The sequence below is a fragment of the Nonomuraea sp. C10 genome (assembly GCF_008017515.1).
Lineage (GTDB): Bacteria > Actinomycetota > Actinomycetes > Streptosporangiales > Streptosporangiaceae > Nonomuraea > Nonomuraea ferruginea.
In genome coordinates, this window is the sequence record NZ_VPFF01000001.1 from 2,129,073 (window position 1) to 2,147,943 (window position 18,871).

Sequence of the window (18,871 nt, forward strand, 5' to 3'; positions counted from 1 at the left end):
CAGAAGGAGCACCAGTGGATCTCGGGGATCCTGGCACGCCGGGGAGCGACGCGGCGATAGCGCGTTGCCGGAGTCTCTTCGAGCCCGCCCTGCGTGAGGCGGTGTCCTCGCTGCATCCCTGGAGCGCCAGGATGGCCGCGTTCACGCTCGGCTGGTCCGACGCCGACGGCAGGCCGTACGAGGGCAACAGCGGCAAGGGCGTGCGCCCGGCCATCGCCCTGCTCTGCGCCGAAGCCGCCGGCGCGCCGGCCGAGTCGGCGGTGCCCGCGGCGGTCGCGGTCGAGCTGGTGCACGCGTTCTCGCTGGTGCACGACGACATCATCGATCTCGACGAGCGGCGCAGGCACCGCCCGGCCCTGTGGAAGGCGTACGGCACCGGCCCCGCCCTGCTGGCCGGCGACGCCCTCCTGGCGCTCGCCGTCGCCCAGCTCGCCGGTTCCGGCGAGGCCATGAACTACCTGTCGCGGGCCCTCGTCGAGCTGGTCCAGGGCCAGACCGCCGACATGGCCTTCGAGGACCGCCCGTGGCGCGGCCCCGGCGCGGTGACCGCCGGCGAGTACACCGAGATGACCCTCGGCAAGACCGGCGGCCTGCTCGGCGCCGCCGCGGCCACCGGCGTCATCCTGGGCGGCCGGGCGGACCTGGCCCCGCGCCTGTGGGAGATGGGCCGCGAGCTCGGCGTCGCCTTCCAGCTCGTGGACGACATCCTCGGCATCTGGGGCGACCCCGGCGTCACCGGCAAACCCGCCGACAGCGACCTGCGCCGCGGCAAGAAGACCTACCCGGTGCTCGCGGCCCTCGCCACCGACGGCGCCGCCGCCCACGACCTCGCCGCCCTCCTCCACGCGGGCGCCGCCGACGAGCACTCGGTACGGCGCGCCGCCGGCCTCGTCGAGGAGGCCGGCGGCCGCGCCGAGGCCGAGGCCCTGGCGGACCGCTACCTGTCGTCAGCCCTGGCCACCGTGGACGACTGCCTCCCCGGCGCCGCCGACCTCCGCGCCCTGTGCGTCTCCCTCGCCGACCGCATCCACTGACCCGGCCGACCCCCGCCCTCGACAGGACCTCATCGGCCGGGCGCGTGCGGTCAGGGGCGGGAGGCCTCGTCGAGGCGCCGCAGCTCCTCCGGGGTCAGCTCCAGCGTGGCCGCGGCCATCAGCGGCGCCAGCTGCTCCACGCTGCGCGCGCTGGTGATCGGCGCGGCCACCGTGGGCTGCGCGGCCAGCCACGCCAGCGCCACCGTCGCGGGCTCCGCCCGGCGCTCGGCCGCCACCTTGCCCAGCGCCTCCAGCGTCCGCCGCCCGTGCTCCGTCCGCAGGTAAACGGCCGCCCTCGAAGCCCGCGGGCTGTCGACCGCCGCCCCGCCCGCGTACTTCCCGGTCAGGAACCCGCTGGCCAGCCCCCAGTAGGGCGTGCTGGACAGCCCTTCCCTGGCCACCACGTCGCGCAGCTCTCCCTCGTACGCGCGCTCGACCAGGTTGTACGGCTGCTGCAGCGCCACGTACCGGGGCAGCCCGCTCTCGTCGGCCACCTTCAGCGCCTCGGCCAGCCGCTCGGGCCCGTAGTTGGACGCCCCGACGTGGCGGACCTTCCCCTCGCGGATCAGCTCGCCGAACGTCTCCAGCGTCTCCCCGAGCGGGGTGTCACGATCGTCGACGTGCGCCCAGTAGAGATCGATGCGGTCGGTGCGCAACCGGCGCAGCGACGCCTCCACCGCCGTCCTGATCGTCCGCGGCGCCAGCCCCTTGAGCCCTTCCAGCATGCCGACCTTGGTGGCCAGCACGAGGCGGTCCCGGTTGCCCCGGCGCTCCATCCACTCGCCGATCAGCATCTCGGAGGTGGACTCGCCCGTCGCCCAGTACGGGTAGCTGTCGGCGGTGTCGATGAAGTTGCCGCCGGCCTCGACGTAGGCGTCGAGCACCGCCCAGGACGTCTCCTTGTCGGCGGTCCAGCCGAACACGTTGGTGCCGAGTGCGATGGGGTGGACGGACAGATCTGTGGTGCCTATCGATCTCATCACCCCATTATCCGCACCGGTCACCACACGCCTCGCGCGGCACGGCGGCATCAGTGGCGCGACAGGTCGAGGCCTCGCGGCAGCATGAGCCACACTCCCAGCCCGGCCAGCAGCATGAGCACCCCGCCCGCCCCGGAGGTGAGCGTCAGCGCCTCGGTGAACGCGCTCCTGGCCTGCTCGGCGAGCCGCATCCCCGCCTGCCCGAGCTCGGCCGCCACGGTCAGCGCACCCCCGAGAGACTCGCTCGCGACCTCCGCCGACGGCCCCCGGTAGTCTAGCCCTGTGCGGTAGACCGCCGCCGCCACGCTCCCGAGTATCGCCACGCCGAGCGCGCCCCCGATCTCGTAGCTGGTCTCCTCGATGGCGGCGGCGCTCCCGGCCTTCGCCACGGGCGCCCCCGACATGATCGCCGCCGAGGCGACGGCCAGCGATCCCTGCCCGGCCCCGATCAGGGCCAGCGCGCCCGCCACCGTCCCGTACCCGAGCCCGTCGGACGCCACGGCTCCCGCCGCGAAGGACCCGGAGGCGTCCCCCAGGAGCGCCGGCGCGACGAAGAGCACCAGGAACCCCAGCCCGGACACCGCCAGCCCGCCCGCCAGCACCGCGCGGGCGCCCACGCGCGCCGCCAGCCGGGGCGCCAGCGGCGAGGCCACCGCGGCCGCCACCGCCGCGGGGAGCAGCCTGGCCCCCGTCTCCAGCGGGCCGTAGCCGCGCACGAGCTGCATCCACTGCGCCAGCAGCAGCAGCGTGGCCGCGATCGCGATCGATGTGGCCAGCGCCGTCACCACGCCCGCCGTGAACGGCCGGCTGCGGAACAGCCGCAGCTCCAGCAGCGGATCCGGCCGGCGCAGGCACCGGAAGGTGAACCAGCCCAGGGCGACCACCGCCACCGCTCCCGCGGCCGTCCCGGTGAGGTCGCCCAGGCCGTACTCGCCCACGCGCTTGATCCCGTACACCAGCGACCCCATGCCGACGATGGACAGCACGGTCGCCGTCGCGTCCCACGCGCCCGGCCGGGGAGCGCGCGACTCGGGCAGCAGGAACAGCCCCGCCACGATGGCCACGGCCATGATCGGCACGTTCACCAGGAACGCCGACTGCCAGCTGAAGACCTCCAGCAGCGCGCCTCCCAGGATCGGACCGAGCGCCGCGCCGACGGCCGCCATCGCCGCCCACACGCCCAGCGCGGTGGCCCGCTCGCGCGGGTCGGTGAACAGGGTGCGGATCATCGACAGCGTGGACGGCATGATCATCGCCCCGCCCGCGCCGAGCACCGCACGCACCGCGATCAGCTCGGCGGACCCCCCGGCCAGCAGCACCGCCGCCGACGCCGCGCCGAACACCGCGAACCCGGCCAGCAGCATCCGCTTGCGTCCCCACCGGTCGCCCAGCGCCCCGGCCGTCACCAGCAGCCCCGCCAGGACGAGCGCGTACACGTCCACGATCCACAGCAGCTCGGCGGAGCCGGGCAGCAGCGCCTCCGAGATGGCGGGCAGCGCGACGTTCAGGATGGTCATGTCCATGACCACGATCAGCACGCTGGCGGACAGCACCGCCAGCCCGGCCCACCGCCGCCGCGTCGACGGCTCCGGCCCGGCCACGGTCATGCCCGCCCCCCGTCGCCGGCCGCGCCCTGGAAGAACGTGGTGGTGAGCAGGTGGCGGACGTCTCGGCGGGCCACCTCGCCCCGGCGCAGGCTCTCCCGGACCGCCACCAGCAGGCCGAAGACCGCGTTGCTGATCCAGCGGGGCGGCAGGTCGGCGCGGAGCAGGCCGGCCCGCTGGGCGGCGGCGAACAGCGCCACCTCCCGCTCCTCCAACTCGTCCGACCGTCGCAGCAGGTCGGGGTGGACCGCCATGGCGTGGTCGGTCAGCCCGAACCCGTAGGCGTCCGCCACCTCGATCAGCCGCTCCAGCAACGCGTCGAGCACGCGCCGGATCTCCTCCGGGTCGGTCGAGGCCGCCCCCTCGGCCACCCCGGCGGCTTCCTGGGCCTGCTCCCACTCCGCCAGCGCCCGGTGTCCCAGCGCCACCATCAGCTCGTCACGGCTGCTGAAGTGGCGGTGCAGCGTGGCCCGGCTGATGCCGACGGCTTCGGCCAGCTCCGCCATGGAGGCCGTCGGGTCCTCGTTCAGATGACGGATCGCCGCCGTGAGTATCTGCTCGCGGCCCACACTCATGAGACACCTTCATATCGTCTGAGACAATTATGTCTCAGACGATACAACAAAGACGCTCAGTGCGGGAAGGCGTCGCGTCCTCCGTGGTACTCGTCCGGCCTGTCCACGAGCTCGTCCAGCGCCCGCCGCAGGTGGTCGAGCAGGCTCCACACGTCGTCCATCCGCTCGGGACAGGCCACCACGCCGAAGTCGAGCATCCCGTCATAGGAGAAGCAGGTGATGTTGACCCCGCCGGTCGCGTCGCTCAGCACCGACATCGGGTAGTAGGACAGCACCCGGCTCCCGCACAGGTAGAGCGGGAACTGCGGGCCCGGCACGTTGCTGATGATCAGATTGACCGGCGGGCGGGCCGCCGAGACGAACCGGAAGATCGCCGGCGTGACGAGGCCCGTGACGGGCGAGGGCAGCACGGCGCACAGCTCGCTCAGCCAGCTCGTCGGCGCCAGCGCGAAGCGCCGCTTGGCCGCGCTCATCGTCTGGCCGACGACCCGCAGCCGCTCCTCGGGATCGGCCGTGGTGGTCGGCAGCGGGGCGATCATGGCGGAGATCTGGTTGCCGACGCGCTCCTGCGCACCGGCCGAGCGCACCGCCACGGGGACGGCGGCGATCAGCGGCTCGTCCGGCAGCGCGTCACGCTCCAGCAGCCAGGCCCGCAGCGCGGTCGTGCACAGCGCCATCACCACGTCGTTGCCGCTCATGCCGTTGGCCCTGGCGACGTTCTTGACGTCCTTCCAGGACACCGACCCGAACGCGAGGTGGCGGCGCGGGCTGATCGGCCCGTTGAACGGGGTCCGCGGCGCGGTCAGGCTGGGCAGGGGCGGACGCTCGCGCGGGTCGCCCGCCACCTTCCGGGCGGCCCTGGCGATCAGCCTCGATCCGGGCACGGTCGCGGCCAGCGGGATGGCGTCGAGATCGCCGGCCGCCCGCATGACCGACCGCAGCGCCCGCCCGGGATGCGCCACCCCGTTGGCGGCGGCCCCGGCCAGCATCGCGAGCAGCCCGGGCGCCTCCTCGCCCGCCGCGCCCGCCTTCGGCCGCGCGGACGCCATCTCCCTCACCACCCCGTCGCCCTCGTCACCGGACACGGCCGCCGGCCTGGAGGTCTTGCCCGTACGGGTGGCGCAGTGGGGGAGCGGACCGGTCTCGGGAGCGAGGTCGAGGAGGGCGGCGAGCGTCTCGGCGCCCGAGACGCCGTCGATCGCCGCGTGGTGGACCTTCGTGTAGACGCCGGCCTTCCCGCCCGCCAGCCCGTTGATCAGATGCATCTCCCACAGCGGGTGCGTCCGGTCCAGCCGGCGGGCGTGGATCTCCGCCACGGCCTCCGCCAGCTCCCGTTCGCCGCCCGGCGCGGGGAGCGTCATCTCGAACAGGTGGTTGTCGATGTCGAACTCCGGATCGCCGGCCCAGTACGGGTGATCCAGACCGAGCGGCACCTCCACCAGCCGGAGCTGGAGCGCCGGCGCCAGATGCAGGCGCTCCAGCAGGAGGCCGGCGAGCGCCTGACGGTTCAGGCGGCCGTCGGCGGCGTCGAGGATCGCCAGTCCGGCCACGTGCGCGGCGGTGGTCGCCGTCTCGACGTTGAGGAACTGCGCGTCGAGCGCGGTCAGCTGGCGCATCTGATCTCCCATTTCCCTAGGGTGTGGTCAGCATTACACGAAGGGATTTCCATAACGTTTCTGCGCGAGTCTTTCAGATGAATTGCCGGGGGCTGTGCGCGCCGTGCCCGAATACCCAGCTCAACCGAGATGCGTGACATTTTCCTAACCACGCACCACGTAAATGGGATGTTGCACGACGGCGTCGAAGTGATAGCCGGCCGGATGCCAGGGGGTGACCAGCGGCTGGGTGACGCCCGACGCGTCGGTGGCCCTGGCCATGAGCACGTGCGGGCCCGGATGGTCGGGCACCCACATGACATGCCACGGCAACCAGGCGCCGACCAGGTGATGTCCGCGGTGATCGGCGTCGCGCCAGCTCCAGCCGCCGTCGAAGCTGACCTCCACGCGCACGATCCGCCCCCGGCCCGACCACGAACGGCCGCGCAGCACCAGCGGCTCGCCCAGTTGTACCCGGGCGTCCCAGGCGAGCTCGAAAGCGCTTTTCACCGGCTGCCGCGCGACCCCCCGGTAAAAGACCGTGTTCCACGGCGTGAGAACCGTGGTCGTACAGACTTCAATATCGCCGAGCCATTTGATCGACGCGATTCCGGCCCAGCCGGGGACGACCAGCCGGGCCGGAAATCCATGGTCCGGCGGCAGCGGCTCGCCATTCATTTCATAGGCCACGAGCACATCGTCCATGGCTTTCCACACGGGCAGCGGCCGGCGGACGCGCCCGTACCTCTCGAACGGCGCGTCCAGCCCGCAGGCCACCACGTCGACCGCCTCGTCACGCACTCCCGCCTCACGCAGCACCTCGCTCAGCGGCACGCCGCGCCACCGGGCCACCCCGATGGCGCCGAGCCCCCACTGCGCGCCGGGGGCGGCCGTGCCCTGCTGGGTCGCGTAGAAGCGCCGGCCGTTGCCCGCGCACTCGATGGCCGCGTCGAGGGTGCGGGCCGGCATGCGCAGCAGGTCGTCGTAGCCGAACTCGACCTGCCGCCGCACCCCCCGGCCGTGCACCCGCAGCCGCCACGTCGCCGCGTCGAGCCGCGGGGTGAAGGTGTGGTGGCGCACGAAGAAGCGGTCGGTGGGCGTGTGGTAGCCCTGCCCCGCCATGCTCTCCCACCGCATCTCGGCGTTCCCGCTGCCCAGAGCCAGGGCACGCGAAGAGGGACCGCCGTCTTCGCCGACGCTGTCGGCGTCCGCGGCGTGCCGGATGAACAGCTGGTCGGGCAGCGGCTTGACGACCGCGCCCAGAGTCCCCCTCAACGCCTTTCACCTCCTGGCCATGTCACTGTGGGCGTACGAGGGGAAAACCGGCCGCAGTGGATCGCTCCAGCCGGATACGACCGGGACATACCCAAATCACCGGCAGGCGAACGGCCTCTGCGACGGCGGGACGTCCTGTTTGTTGCTTCCTACCGAAGCCCATCATCGGCAACCCCATGGGAACTGCCGACATAGGTGACATCAACGGAGATTTCTTGCGGGCGGGTCAGCGCCCCAGGAACTTCAGCAGCCGATCGAGCGGCCAGGTGTTGATGACGTCGTCGGTCGTCAGCCACGCCCGCTGCGCGATGCCGATGCCGAACCTCTGGTGGGCGAGGTGCGGGATGGCGTGGGAGTCGCTGTCGATCGAGAACTTGACCCCGTGGTGCTTGGCCAGCCGCACCAGGTCGGCCGGCAGGTCTGAGCGGTCGGGGTAGGAGTCGATCTCCATGGCGGTGCCCGTGCGGGCGGCCGCGCGGAAGACGGCGTCCCAGTCGGCGTCGACCATGCCGCGCTTGCCGATCTTGCGGGTGGTCGGGTGGCCGATGATGTCGACGTACGGGTTTTCGCAGGCGGCGATGAACCGGCGGGTCATCTCGTCGCGGCCCATCGTGAAATGGGAGTGGACCGAGGCCACGCACACGTCGAAGCCGCGCAGGATCTCGCCGGGCCAGTCGACCGAGCCGTCGGGCGCGATGTTGAGCTCGGTGCCGTGGAGCAGCCGCATGCCGGGGTGGCGCGCCTGCAGCGCGGCCACCCGCTCGCGCTGCTCCAGCGCCTTGTCGAGGGTCATCCGCTGCATCGCCAGGTCGGGGGCGTGGTCGGTGACCGCGTAGTAGGAGTAGCCCAGGGCGGCCCCGGCCGCCACCATGTCGTCGAGCGACGCGATGCCGTCGGTCAGGTCGGTGTGGGTGTGCAGGTCGCCGCGCAGGTCGGACAGCTCCACCAGGACGGGCAGCTCGCCGGCCAGCGCCGCCTTCACCTCGCCGCCGTCCTCGCGCATGGGCGGCGGCACGAACCGCATGCCGAGCGCCGCGTAGATCTCCTCCTCCGACTCCGAGGCGATCACCCGCTCGCCCTCGAACAGCCCGTACTCCGAGAGCTTCCAGCCCTTCTTGACCGCGATCTCCCGGACCGCGACGTTGTGCTCCTTGGACCCGGTGAAGTACTGCATCGCCGCGCCCCACGACTCCGCGGGCACCACGCGCAGGTCGACCTGCATGCCGGAGGTGGTGCGGACGGACGTCTTCTTCGCGCCCGCCGCGATCACCTCGGCGACGTAGGGCTGGGCGCGGAACTCCTCCATGATCGACTCGGGCGCGACGGCCAGGATGTCGATGTCGCCGATCGTGTCGCGCATCCGGCGCAGCGACCCCGCGTAAGCGACGCGCTCGGCGGACAGCGAGGCCATCACCTGCTCGGCCAGGGCCATGGCGACCCCGATGTGGACCCGGAGGCCGGACTGCTCCAGCTGCTCGACGCCCTTGAGCAGGTTGGCCAGCGTCTTCGGGCCGAGACCCTTGACCCCGTCGAGCCGGCCACCGCTGATCGCCTCGGCGAGCGCGGCGGGCGAGTCGACGCCGAACTCCTCGTAGAGCATGATCGCGGTCTTCGGGCCCAGCGTCGGCACGCGCGTCAGCCGCCTGACCCCCTCGGGCACTCGGCCGCGCAGGTCGTCGAGCTGGCGGAAGCTGCCACGCCGGAGGAACTCCTCCATCTTCTTGGCGATCGCCTCGCCCACGCCGGGCACGCCGCGCACGTCGACCGCCGCGATGTCGTCGGGGTAGCCGGCGATCGCCTTCGCGGCCTTCTGGTAGCTCCGCACCCGGAAGGCGTCGCCGCCGGTGAGCGCGAACAGCTCCGCGTATTCCTGGAGAGCGGCGGCCGCCTCGTCGTTTGCCCGTGCCATGCGCCCCAGCTTAGGGGGCCGCTCCGACAATTCAGCGGCCGTTGCGGCGCAGCACGCCCAGCGCCCACACGGTGATCGCGCCCCGCCAGTCGAGCGCCCCGGCGGGCGAGATGCGGGCGTACTCGACGCTCCAGCCGCCGTCGTCGCGCTGCTCGCCGGCCAGCCGGTCCAGGTCCGCCTCGACCACGCCGGGCGCGAACAGCTCACGCGCCGGGCGGCCGGGGTACGGGGCGAAGTCGAGCGGCCGCAGCGCCTCGTCCGCCGTGCCGCCCGCCACCGGCACCCGCCCGTCCGCGGGCACCAGCTTCGCCAGCCGCGCCAGCAGCCCGGCGGCCTCCGGGCGCGACTCGTACACGGCGTCCAGGAAACGCACCGCGAACGCCAGCACGTAGGCGCCGGGCGGCTCCCGCAGCGCGCCGATCGCCTCCAGGCAGTGGTCGGTGGCCCGGCGCAGCCACGGGTGGGCGGCGACGGCCGGGTCGTGCGCGGCCACGCGGTGCGCCGCCGCCGCCGACACGCTGGTGATCTGCAGCGACGAGACCGACGGGTCGGCGCCCGCCCACCAGGGCGCGGTCGCGGCGGGCAGGCCGAGCGGCAGCGCGAACGGCAGCCCGCCGTCGTCGCGCGTCACCGACTCCAGCCACCCGCACAGCTCCGCCGCCCGCGGCGACGTCGCCGGAGCGATCTCCTCCAGCACCTCGAACGCGTGCAGCGCCGCGCCCGGCTGGCTCTCCGGCGAGCGCAGGTCGGGCTCCAGGCCCCACCCGTAGCCGCCGTCGGGATTGCGGTAGGCGTCGAGCGCGGCCAGCACGCCGGCCACGTCGCCGCCGCCCCCCATCAGCTCGAAGCGGCGGCGGTCGAGAACCCTGGCATGCCCCGCCATGAAGGAGGCGGCGGACGAACGGTCGTGACTCATGCGTCCATGCTCCGCCGTCCGCCGCCTCCGCGTCTTGTACCGATCGGACGTGTCAGAAACGGACCTCACGCGGCCGGTACGGCTCCGCCAGGAAGGCCAGCTCCTTGTCCGACAGCGACACCCCCACGGCCGCCACCGCGTCGTCCACGTGGCGGTCCTTGGTGGCGCCCACGATCGGCGCGTCGACCGCCGGCTGGTGCAGCAGCCAGGCCAGCGCGACCTGCGCGGCGGGCAGCCCGCGCTCGCGCGACAGCTCCGCCACCCGGTCGAGCACCTGGCGGTCGGCCTCCGGCGCGTACAGGGCCTCGATGCGCGCGTCGGAGCCCGTCCTCGCCGTCTCGGCGGGCGCGCCCGCGCGGGCCAGCACGCCGCGCGCCAGCGGGCTCCACGGGATCACGCCCACCCCCTGGTCGAGGCAGAGCGGCAGCATCTCGCGCTCCTCCTCGCGGTAGAGCAGGTTGTAGTGGTTCTGCATCGACACGAACCGGGTCCAGCCGTGCAGCTCCGCCACGTGCTGCGCCTTGGCGAACTGCCACGCCCACATGGTCGACGCCCCGATGTAGCGGGCCTTGCCCGCCTTGACCACCTCGTGCAGCGCCTCCATGGTCTCCTCGATCGGCGTCTCGGGGTCCCACCGGTGGATCTGGTAGAGGTCCACGTGGTCGGTGCCGAGCCGGCGCAGCGAGGCGTCGATCGAGGCGTGCACGTGCTTGCGTGACAGGCCCCCGTCGTTGGCGCCCCGGCCCATCGGGAAGAACACCTTGGTCGCCAGCACGTAGTCGTCGCGGCTGCGGAAGATCTTGCGCAGCAGGTTGCCGGTGACGACCTCGCTGACGCCGCGCGAGTAGATGTCGGCGGTGTCGAAGAACGTCACGCCCGCGTCGGCCGCCCGGCGGACGATCGGCTCCGCCGCGTCCTCCGTCAGCGCCCATTCCTGCTTGCCCGGATCGCCATAGCTCATCATGCCCAGGCAAATACGAGAAACTTTCAAGCCGGTGTCACCGAGCCGTGTGTATTCCATGGGGCAACTTTAGGGCAGCCTGCGGCGTTGCGATGCGCCGGGAGGTTCTGTACAACGGAGTGTCCAAAAGCGGAAAGAACCCTTTACAGACCCGCTCGGATCGGGTCGATTGGGATGGGGGCGGGCCTTTTCCCGCCAGGGCGGGATCGGGCCACTCAACGGGGAGACGGGTGAACGTAGCCGACATCGTTCACCGTCTGCGCTCGTCGGCGTACTCACCGCTCGTCATCGGCGGCATCGGGCTGGCGGCCGGCGCGCTGGGGCTCTCCGCGGCGGTGTTCTCCGGCCTGGCGGGCTCCGGCGACGCCGTGGCAGGGTCGCTCACGCTGCTCGCCCTGCTGGCGGTGCACGCCTCGTTCGTGCTGGGCGTGCTGCTGGGCGGCGACGGGCGGTGGTGGATCTTCGGGGCGCAGGTCTGGCTGACGTACCTGCCGTTACCGCTGTTCGGAGCGGCCTGGACGCCCGTGTGCGGGCTGCTGGCCGGCGGGCTGCTGCTGCTGACCGGCCGGATCAGGTCGCCGGTCCTGGTGGCGCTCGCGCTGGCGTGCGGCCCGGTGCTGCTCGCGTTCCCGGACGTGGCCGACCGGGGCTGGGCCGTCGCCGCGCCGGCGGTCGGGTTGCTGGAGTACGTGATCGTCCACCTGGTCCTGCGCGGTGACAGGCTGTCGGACGCCCATGCCGAGGCCATCGGCAAGGCCGTCTCGCTGGAGCGCCGCCGCTTCACCAGGGACCTGCACGACCTGCTCGGGCACCGGCTCACCGCCCTGGTGCTCAAGCTCCAGCTCCTCCAGCGGCTGGTGGAGGAGGACGACGAGAAGGCGGGCGCCGAGCTGGAGGTGACGATCTCCCTGGTACGCGGCCTCGCCGCCGACGTGCGGGCGGTGGCGCACGGCACCCGCGGCCTGTCGCTGGAGGCCGAACTGAGCTCGGCCTCCGCCCTGCTGGAGTCCGTCGGCGTGCGCTGCCAGGTGCAGGTGTCCTGCCGGGAGCTCTCCCCGGGTGAGGCCGAGGCGCTCACCCACGCGCTGCGCGAGGGCGTGACGAACGTGCTGCGTCACACGGAGGCCAAGGAGTGCTCGATCCATCTTATGGAACGTCACAATCTGGTCCGGCTCACCATCCGCAACGACGGGGCGAGCCCGCGGCGCAAGACCGAGAGCGCCGGTCAGGGGCTGTTCAACGTGGCCGAGAGGATGGCCATGCTCGGGGGCTGGCTGGAGGCGACGCCGGCGCCCGAGGGGTCGTTCACCTTCACGGTTTATCTGCCGCACAACCGTTGATTGATGAAAAACACACAATAGAGAATTATTTTAACAGATATGAGTCATGTAATGTGCTACTAGACGTCAAGCGGGCTTCTGGAGCAATCTCATACGAGAACGCACCGGAGGTCGCACCTGATGGACCAGCACGAGCTGTACTGCCTGGCCGATCCCGTCTTCTACGACAACCTTGAGCACACTGACGCCGCGGATGCCGAATTCGCCATTCTCGGCCGGGCCCTTCCCGCGAATTGGTTTCACGAGAAGACCGACACATGGTGTTATTTTGCTCCCACTGGCGCCCCGCCCCTGCCCGCCCAAGGCTGGAAGATCCACGTCTCCGCCCGGGTCGAGGACGCCGAGAAGGCGATCGAGACGGTCTGGGACTACTGCGTGCCCCGCGGGATCGCGTTCAAGTTCCTGCGCGGCCTCGCCGTGCTGGTCATGACGAACTCCAAGGCCGCCTCCCGCGCCTCCAGCGGCAAGCTCGTCACCATCTACCCCCGCGACGAGGCCCAGCTGGAGCTCGTCCTGAAGGAGCTGCGCGAGCTGCTGCAGGACGTGCGCGGCCCGTACATCCTGAGTGACCTGCGCTACGGCGAGGGCCCGCTGTACGTCCGCTACGGCGGGTTCGCCGAGCGGCACACCCTGTCCGGCTCCGGCGAGCGGGTGCTCGCCGTCGAGGACGGCGGCGGCCGGCTGGTGCCCGACGTGCGCGGCTCGACCTTCACGGTGCCGCCCTGGACGACGCTGCCCGAGTTCCTCCAGCCCCACCTGGCCGCGCGCAACGCCGTCACCACCTCGGAGCTCCCGTACCGGATCGAGAGCGTGCTCCACTTCTCCAACGGCGGCGGCGTCTACCTGGGCCGCGACTTACGCACCCAGGAACAGGTCGTGCTCAAGGAAGCGCGCCCGTACGCGGGACTGGACGCGGCCGGCCGCGACGCCGTGGCCCGGCTGGAGCACGAGCGGGCCATCCTCGAACGGCTGGACGGGCTGGCGGCCGTCCCCGCGCTCCGCGGCCACTTCGTCCTCGGCGAGCACCACTTCCTCGTGCAGGAGTTCGTCGACGGCGTGGCGCTGCAGCGGCGGCTCGTCCACCGCTTCCCCCTGACCCGCGCCACCTGCACCGAGCGGGACCTCGCCGAGTACACGGACTGGGCGCTGGAGACCCTGGAGCAGGTCGGGCGGGCCGTCGCCGCGCTGCACGAGCGCGGCGTGGTCTTCGGCGACCTGCACCCCGACAACATCCTGCTCACCGAGAGCGGGCGGGTGGTGCTCATCGACTACGAGGTCGCCACCCTGCTCGCCGACGACACCCGCCCCGCGCTCGGGCACCCGGCCTTCGCGGCCCCCGAGGACCGGCGCGGCGCCGGCGTCGACGAGTACGCGCTCGCCTGCCTGCGGCTGGGGCTGTTCGCCCCCCAGTGCACGATCATGCTGCCGCTGCACCGCCCCAAGGTCGTCCAGCTCGGGCGGCTCGTCGCCGAGACGTTCCCGGTCCCGCCCGCGTACCTGGACGAGACCGTCGGGATCATCGCGGGCGACGCCGGTGAGCCGGCGCCGATGCCGCTGCCGGGCTCCGCCCCCTGGCCGGAACTGCGCGACGCGATGTGCCGGGCCATCCTGGCGTCGGCCACGCCGCAGCGGGACGACAGGCTCTTCCCCGGAGACGTCACCCAGTTCCGGCCGGGCGGCGGGCTCAACATGGCCACCGGCGCCGCCGGCGTCCTCTACGCGCTGCACGCCACCGGCGCGGGCCGCTTCCCCGAGCACGAGGAGTGGCTGCGCAAGCGGGCGCCGCACCCCGTCCCCGGCTCCGGGATCGGGCTGTACGACGGGCTGCACGGCATCGCGTACGTGCTCGACCTGCTCGGGCACCGGCAGGACGCGCACGACCTGGTCGAGATCGCCATGCGCGAGAACTGGGAGCGCCTGGAGTCCGCCCTGCACTCGGGACTGTCCGGCATCGGGCTGAACCTGCTGCGCCTGGGCCGCACCGACGAGGCGCTGCGCGCCGCCGGCATCTGCGCCGACCGGCTCGGCGACGTCGGCGACGTGCCCGAGACCAGCGGCGGCGAGCACCCGCGCGCCGGGCTCCTGTACGGCTCGTCCGGGCCCGCCCTGCTCTTCCTGCACGCCTACGAGCACACCGGCGACACGGCGCTGCTCGACCTGGCCGAGCGCGCCCTCCGGCAGGACCTGCGCCGCTGCGCCCACGCGGTGGACGGCTCGCTCCAGGTCAACCAGGGCTGGCGGCTGCTGCCGTACCTCGACGAGGGATCCGTCGGCATCGCCGCCGTCCTGGCCCGCTACCTGGCCCACCGCCACGACGACGAACTGGCGACCGCCCTGGCCGAGCTCAAGCTGGTGGCCCGGTCCGGGTTCTTCGTCCAGCCCGGCATGTTCACCGGCCGCGCCGGCATCATCGCCGCGCTGGCCGGCGACCCCGTGATCGAACCGCACATCAAGTCCCTGAGCTGGCACGCGCTCCCGTACGGGGAAGGGCTCGCCTTCCCCGGTGACCAGCTTTTGCGGCTGTCCATGGATTTCTCGACCGGAACGGCGGGCGTGCTGTTCGCCATCGGCACGGCCCAGGGCGAACGTCCGTGCCGTCTGCCGTTCCTCGAGGCCGCACCCGAGCGGCCTCTCGGCACCGAGTCCCCGAAGGAGGTGTAATCACATGGTTCTTCTCGACCTGCAGGGTCTGGAGGCTCCGGCGTCGACCGACGTGGCCAGCGGCGGCAGCTCGCTGACTGTCCTCACGTGCCACTCCGGCAAGCCCAGCAACCTGAGCGTCGCCATCTGCCACTGATCCTGTGTGGCCTAGGGTCCCCGTACCGCTGATACCGGCACGGGGGCCCTTCCCAACTCAGCCCCGTAGTACCAAGGTACCCCCAAGGAGGCTCCCGGTGCGGGCCCAAGACCGGCTGGTGCTGGACGCGGTACGGCGCGGCGGCCCGTGGCCGGCCGTCCTGGCCGGCACCGCGCTCGGCGGCGCCGCCGCCGAGCTGGCCCTGCCGTACGCGATCGGCCGCGCCGTCGACGCCCTCCTCGCCACCGGGCCCGACCGGGTCTTCTGGCTCGGGCTGTGCGTGGCCCTGGTCGCCGCCGCGACGCTGTGCGAGAGCCTCGGCGTATGGGCGCGCGGCGCCAGCGTCGCGCACGCCGCGTCCCGGCTGCGGCTGCGCGTGCTCCGGCACGTGCTCGGCGCCGGACCCCTGATGACCCGCCGGTTCCCCGAAGGGGAGCTGGTCACGCGCGCCGGCCTGAACGCCGAGGAGGTCGGCCGCGCGCCCGAGGCGGTGACCGGCGCGCTGTCGCTCATGGTGCCCACCGTGGGGGCGCTGGTCGCGCTCGTCCTCATCGACCCTCGGCTCGCGCTCGCCCTCGTCGGCGGAGTGGCGGTCATCCTGGTCGTGCTCCGCGCCTTCCTGCGCGCCAGCACCGCCATCGCGGGCGGCTACCAGGAGGCGCAGGGCGAGATCGCGGGCCGGCTGGTCGACGCGCTCGACGGCGCCCGCACCATCGCCGCCGCCGGCACCGCCGCCACCGAGGCGCGCCGCGTCCTCGCGCCGCTGCCCCGGCTGCGCGCGCACGGCATGGACCTGTGGCGGGCCAACGCCTCCTCCGGCGTGCGGGCCGGTCTCGTCGTGCCCCTGGTCGAGGTGGCGGTCCTCGCCGCCGGCGGCCTCCTGCTCGCGGCCGGCGACCTCACCGTCGGCGAGCTGTACGCGGCCGCCCGGTACGCGGTGCTGGGCGCCTCCCTCAGCTCGGCCCTCGGCTACTTCGGCGGCCTGGCCCGGGCACGATCGGCGGCATCCCGCGTCAACGACATCCTCACCACCCCCACCCCCTCCTACGGCACCCGAACCCTCCCCGAGTCCCCCAACGGACCCCCCTCTCCACAGACCGTTACCTCACCCGCCGAGGTCCCGGCATCTCCGGAGGGTGGCGTTGTCTCCTCTTCGTCCATGGCAGGGGTGTCTGGCCCGTGCGGGGGGAAGGCGGCCGGTTCGCCTCGTATTGCTCCGGGGCGCGGTGGGCGGGGGACGGTGGAGTTCCGGGATGTCGTCGTCGACGGGCTCGCCGTGCCGCGGCTGGTGATCCCCGGCGGGTCCGTCACCGCCGTCGTCGGTCGTTCGGGGTCCGGGAAGTCGTTGCTCGCCGCGCTCGCCGCCCGGCTGGCCGACCCGGCGCGCGGCACCGTACTGCTCGACGGGGTCCCGCTGCCCGAGCTGACGCGCGCCGGGCTGCGCCGCGCCGTCGGGTACGCCTTCGAACGGCCCGTCCTGGTCGGCGAGACCGTCGGCGAGGCCATCGGCCCCGGGTCCGTACAGGCGGCGGCACGAGCGGCCCGTGCCGACGACTTCGTACGCCGGCTGCCTTCCGGCTACGACACTCCGTTGGACGCCGCGCCCATGTCCGGCGGTGAGCGGCAACGGCTCGGCCTGGCCCGTGCCTTCGCCCGCGGCGAGCGGCTGCTGGTGCTCGACGACGCCACCTCCAGCCTGGACACCGTCACCGAACGTCAGGTCTCCCTGGCGCTCACCGCGGACCCCCGCGGCCGCACCCGGATCGTCGTCGCCCACCGCCTCGCCACCGCCGCCCGCGCCGACCAGGTCGTCTGGCTGCACGACGGCGCCGTCCGCGCCGTCGCCCCGCACCACGACCTGTGGCCCGACCCCGACTACCGCGCGGTCTTCCAGGGAGCCACCCCATGACCCTCCACCCCACCCAGCACCCAGGCCGCCCTCCAACCAGACCGCCCTCCCAGATCACCCCCGTTCGCGCCGCCCACCACCCGGTCACTCCTCGGAAGGGAACGAGGAGGCCTGGGTCCAGGCCGGGCGTCGTCCGCCGGACCTCAGCCGCCCGCGCCACCCCGATGGCCGCCGCCCGTCACCCGGTCACTCCTCGGAAGGGAACGCGGGGGCCCAAGTCTCGGCCTCGCGTTGTCCGCCGTATCTCGGTCGCTTGCACCACGCCGATGGCCGCCGCTCGGCGCCCGGGCACTCCCTGGACGCGGGGAGGTGCAGGGTGACGGGGATGGTGTGGCAGGCGGTGTGGCGGCGGCCGGGGCAGGTTGCCAGGATCGGCGCGTGGTCCGTGCTGGAGGCGCTGCCCGCGTTCCTGATCGGGCACGCCGTGGCGCGGGCCATCGAGGACGGGTTCGCCGCCGGCAGTGTGGGGACGGGGCTCGGCTGGCTGGCGGCGCTGGGAGGCGCGTGGGTGGTGGCGGCGCTGGCCGCGCGCCAGGTGGTGCTCGCGGTGGCGGCCGTCGCGGAGCCGTTCCGCGACGACCTGCTGACCCGCGTGGTGGAGGGCGCCGTACGGGAAGGCCAGGACAGTTCGGCGGTCGCCAGGGCGGGGATGCAGGTCGAGCTGGCCAGGGACGCCTTCGCCGCCGTCGTCACCACCGTGCGCGGGTTCGCGTTCACCGCCGGCGGCGTGCTGCTCGGCATGCTGACCCTGGCCCCGGGGGCGCTGGTGCTGGTGCTGCCGCCGTTCGCCGCCGGGCTCGGGCTGTTCCTGATGTCGCTGCCGCTGCTGGCGCGGCGGCAGCGGGCCTTCCTGATCGCCGACGAGGAGCTGGCCGCGGCCATGGCCGTCACCGCCGGCGGCCTGCGGGACATCGTCGCGTGCGGGGACGAGGACCGGGTGGCCGACCGGCTGGCCGGCCGGGTGGAGGCGCAGGCCGCCGCCGCCCGGGCCCTCGCCCGCGTGACCGCCGTCCGCACCGCCGCGCTCGGGGTCGGCGGGTGGCTGCCGGTCGTGCTGGTGCTGGCCGGGACCCCGTGGCTGGCCTCCGGGGGAGCGGGCGCGGGCGTCATCGTCGGCATGCTCGCGTACCTCACCCAGTCGCTGGTCCCCGCGCTGAACGGCCTGGTCCACGGGCTCGGCGTGAGCGGGGTGCGGCTGGTGGCGACGCTGTCGCGGATCGTCGCCGGGGCGCCGCCGGAGCCGCCCGCCGCCCCGCGCGCGCGGCCCGCGGGCGCGGAGGTGACGCTGCGCGGCGTGACGTTCGCGTACGGGCCGCACTCGGAGCCCGTCGTGGACCGCCTGGACCTGCGGGTGCCGGAAGGCGACCACCTCGCCGTGGTGGGACCGAGCGGGGCGGGCAAGTCCACGCTCGCCGCGCTCATGGCCGGGGTGCTGCGGCCCGGCGCGGGGGAGGTGACCATCGGCGGCGTCCCCGCGCACGCGGCCGACCACTCCGCGCGGGTGCTCATCCCGCAGGAGGCGTACGTCTTCCGCGGCACGTTGCGGGAGAACCTCACCTACCTGAGCGACGGCGCGGACCCCGGGCCGGCGGTGGCCGCGCTGGGTGCGGAGTGGCTCGTCGAGCGGATCGGCGGGTACGGCGCGCTGGTCGAGCCGAAGGCGCTGTCCGCCGGGGAACGGCAGCTCGTCGCGCTGGTGCGGGCCTACCTGTCGCCCGCCCGCCTGATCATCCTGGACGAGGCGAGCTGCCACCTCGACCCCGCCGCCGAGGCCCGCGTGGAGGATGCGTTCACGCGGCGCGGCGGCACGCTGGTGGTCGTCGCGCACCGGCTCACCTCGGCCCTGCGCGCCCGCCGCATCCTGCTCATGGACGGCTCACGTACGACAGTGGGCAGCCACGAGGAGCTGATCAGCCGATCGCCGCTCTACGCCGACCTGGCCGGTCACTGGCAACCGGAGACCGTCCCCTGAGAGA

At 73.4% G+C, this 18,871-nt stretch carries 14 protein-coding genes; 6 read left to right on the forward strand and 8 right to left on the reverse strand.

Going from position 1 to position 18,871, the window contains the following annotated elements; genetic code table 11:
- Positions 1-14 precede the first annotated feature (14 nt).
- Entirely contained in the window at positions 15-1,034 is a 1,020-nt protein-coding gene (locus FR742_RS09515; RefSeq protein ID WP_261808444.1) for a polyprenyl synthetase family protein, read from the forward strand.
- 50 nt (positions 1,035-1,084) lie between these two features.
- On the opposite strand, the gene FR742_RS09520 is transcribed toward FR742_RS09515, so the two are convergent.
- From FR742_RS09520 to FR742_RS09555, 8 genes are all read right to left on the reverse strand, one after another.
- The gene (locus FR742_RS09520) at positions 1,085-2,014 is read right to left on the reverse strand and encodes an aldo/keto reductase (protein WP_148030611.1); all 930 of its coding nucleotides are present in this window, start codon (positions 2,012-2,014) and stop codon (positions 1,085-1,087) included.
- A 50-nt stretch (positions 2,015-2,064) separates the two neighbouring features.
- On the reverse strand, positions 2,065-3,621 hold the full coding sequence (locus FR742_RS09525; protein WP_148030612.1) for an MFS transporter: 1,557 nt from the start codon (positions 3,619-3,621) through the stop codon (positions 2,065-2,067).
- Complete coding sequence (locus tag FR742_RS09530) at positions 3,618-4,193, reverse strand: TetR/AcrR family transcriptional regulator (RefSeq protein ID WP_148030613.1); 576 nt, start codon at positions 4,191-4,193, stop codon at positions 3,618-3,620. The genes FR742_RS09525 and FR742_RS09530 overlap by 4 nt, the downstream gene beginning before the upstream one ends.
- A 56-nt stretch (positions 4,194-4,249) precedes the next feature.
- The gene (locus FR742_RS09535; protein ID WP_148030614.1) at positions 4,250-5,809 is read right to left on the reverse strand and encodes a wax ester/triacylglycerol synthase family O-acyltransferase; all 1,560 of its coding nucleotides are present in this window, start codon (positions 5,807-5,809) and stop codon (positions 4,250-4,252) included.
- Positions 5,810-5,953: 144 nt separating this feature from the next.
- The gene (locus FR742_RS09540; protein ID WP_246640623.1) at positions 5,954-7,063 is read right to left on the reverse strand and encodes a sulfite oxidase; all 1,110 of its coding nucleotides are present in this window, start codon (positions 7,061-7,063) and stop codon (positions 5,954-5,956) included.
- 226 nt (positions 7,064-7,289) lie between these two features.
- Positions 7,290-8,972 carry a DNA polymerase/3'-5' exonuclease PolX gene (gene polX, locus FR742_RS09545; protein WP_148030615.1) on the reverse strand — a complete coding sequence of 561 codons (1,683 nt, stop codon included), beginning with the start codon at positions 8,970-8,972 and terminating at the stop codon, positions 7,290-7,292.
- A gap of 31 nt (positions 8,973-9,003) precedes the next feature.
- The gene (locus tag FR742_RS09550; protein WP_148030616.1) at positions 9,004-9,888 is read right to left on the reverse strand and encodes a hypothetical protein; all 885 of its coding nucleotides are present in this window, start codon (positions 9,886-9,888) and stop codon (positions 9,004-9,006) included.
- A 52-nt stretch (positions 9,889-9,940) separates the two neighbouring features.
- Positions 9,941-10,909, reverse strand: coding sequence for an aldo/keto reductase (locus FR742_RS09555; protein ID WP_148030617.1), 969 nt, complete (start codon positions 10,907-10,909; stop codon positions 9,941-9,943).
- A gap of 170 nt (positions 10,910-11,079) precedes the next feature.
- Between FR742_RS09555 and FR742_RS09560 the strand changes: the two genes are divergently transcribed.
- The 5 genes from FR742_RS09560 (at position 11,080) to FR742_RS09580 (ending at position 18,867) form a co-directional block, all read left to right on the forward strand.
- Positions 11,080-12,189, forward strand: a complete 1,110-nt coding sequence (locus FR742_RS09560; protein WP_187281068.1) for a sensor histidine kinase — start codon at positions 11,080-11,082, stop codon at positions 12,187-12,189.
- Positions 12,190-12,309: 120 nt separating this feature from the next.
- On the forward strand, positions 12,310-14,850 hold the full coding sequence (gene lanKC / locus FR742_RS09565) for a class III lanthionine synthetase LanKC (RefSeq protein ID WP_148030619.1): 2,541 nt from the start codon (positions 12,310-12,312) through the stop codon (positions 14,848-14,850).
- 4 nt (positions 14,851-14,854) lie between these two features.
- On the forward strand, positions 14,855-14,986 hold the full coding sequence (locus tag FR742_RS09570) for a SapB/AmfS family lanthipeptide (RefSeq protein ID WP_148030620.1): 132 nt from the start codon (positions 14,855-14,857) through the stop codon (positions 14,984-14,986).
- A gap of 97 nt (positions 14,987-15,083) precedes the next feature.
- A complete protein-coding gene (locus tag FR742_RS09575) occupies positions 15,084-16,895 on the forward strand; it encodes an ABC transporter ATP-binding protein (protein ID WP_148030621.1) in 1,812 nt (603 codons plus the stop codon).
- Between the two features lie 325 nt (positions 16,896-17,220).
- The gene (locus FR742_RS09580) at positions 17,221-18,867 is read left to right on the forward strand and encodes an ABC transporter ATP-binding protein (RefSeq protein WP_148034445.1); all 1,647 of its coding nucleotides are present in this window, start codon (positions 17,221-17,223) and stop codon (positions 18,865-18,867) included.
- The last annotated feature ends 4 nt before the right edge of the window (positions 18,868-18,871 follow it).

Excerpts from the sequence above, each read along its gene's own strand:
- FR742_RS09535 (WP_148030614.1), bottom strand. The coding sequence starts at position 5,809 with ATGCGCCAGCTGACCGCGCTCGACGCGCAGTTCCTCAACGTCGAGACG.
- FR742_RS09555 (WP_148030617.1), bottom strand. The coding sequence starts at position 10,909 with ATGGAATACACACGGCTCGGTGACACCGGCTTGAAAGTTTCTCGTATT.
- FR742_RS09550 (WP_148030616.1), bottom strand. The coding sequence starts at position 9,888 with ATGAGTCACGACCGTTCGTCCGCCGCCTCCTTCATGGCGGGGCATGCC.
- polX (WP_148030615.1), bottom strand. The coding sequence starts at position 8,972 with ATGGCACGGGCAAACGACGAGGCGGCCGCCGCTCTCCAGGAATACGCG.
- FR742_RS09580 (WP_148034445.1), top strand. The coding sequence starts at position 17,221 with ATGGTGTGGCAGGCGGTGTGGCGGCGGCCGGGGCAGGTTGCCAGGATC.
- FR742_RS09570 (WP_148030620.1), top strand. The coding sequence starts at position 14,855 with ATGGTTCTTCTCGACCTGCAGGGTCTGGAGGCTCCGGCGTCGACCGAC.
- FR742_RS09525 (WP_148030612.1), bottom strand. The coding sequence starts at position 3,621 with ATGACCGTGGCCGGGCCGGAGCCGTCGACGCGGCGGCGGTGGGCCGGG.
- FR742_RS09530 (WP_148030613.1), bottom strand. The coding sequence starts at position 4,193 with ATGAGTGTGGGCCGCGAGCAGATACTCACGGCGGCGATCCGTCATCTG.
- FR742_RS09520 (WP_148030611.1), bottom strand. The coding sequence starts at position 2,014 with ATGAGATCGATAGGCACCACAGATCTGTCCGTCCACCCCATCGCACTC.
- lanKC (WP_148030619.1), top strand. The coding sequence starts at position 12,310 with ATGGACCAGCACGAGCTGTACTGCCTGGCCGATCCCGTCTTCTACGAC.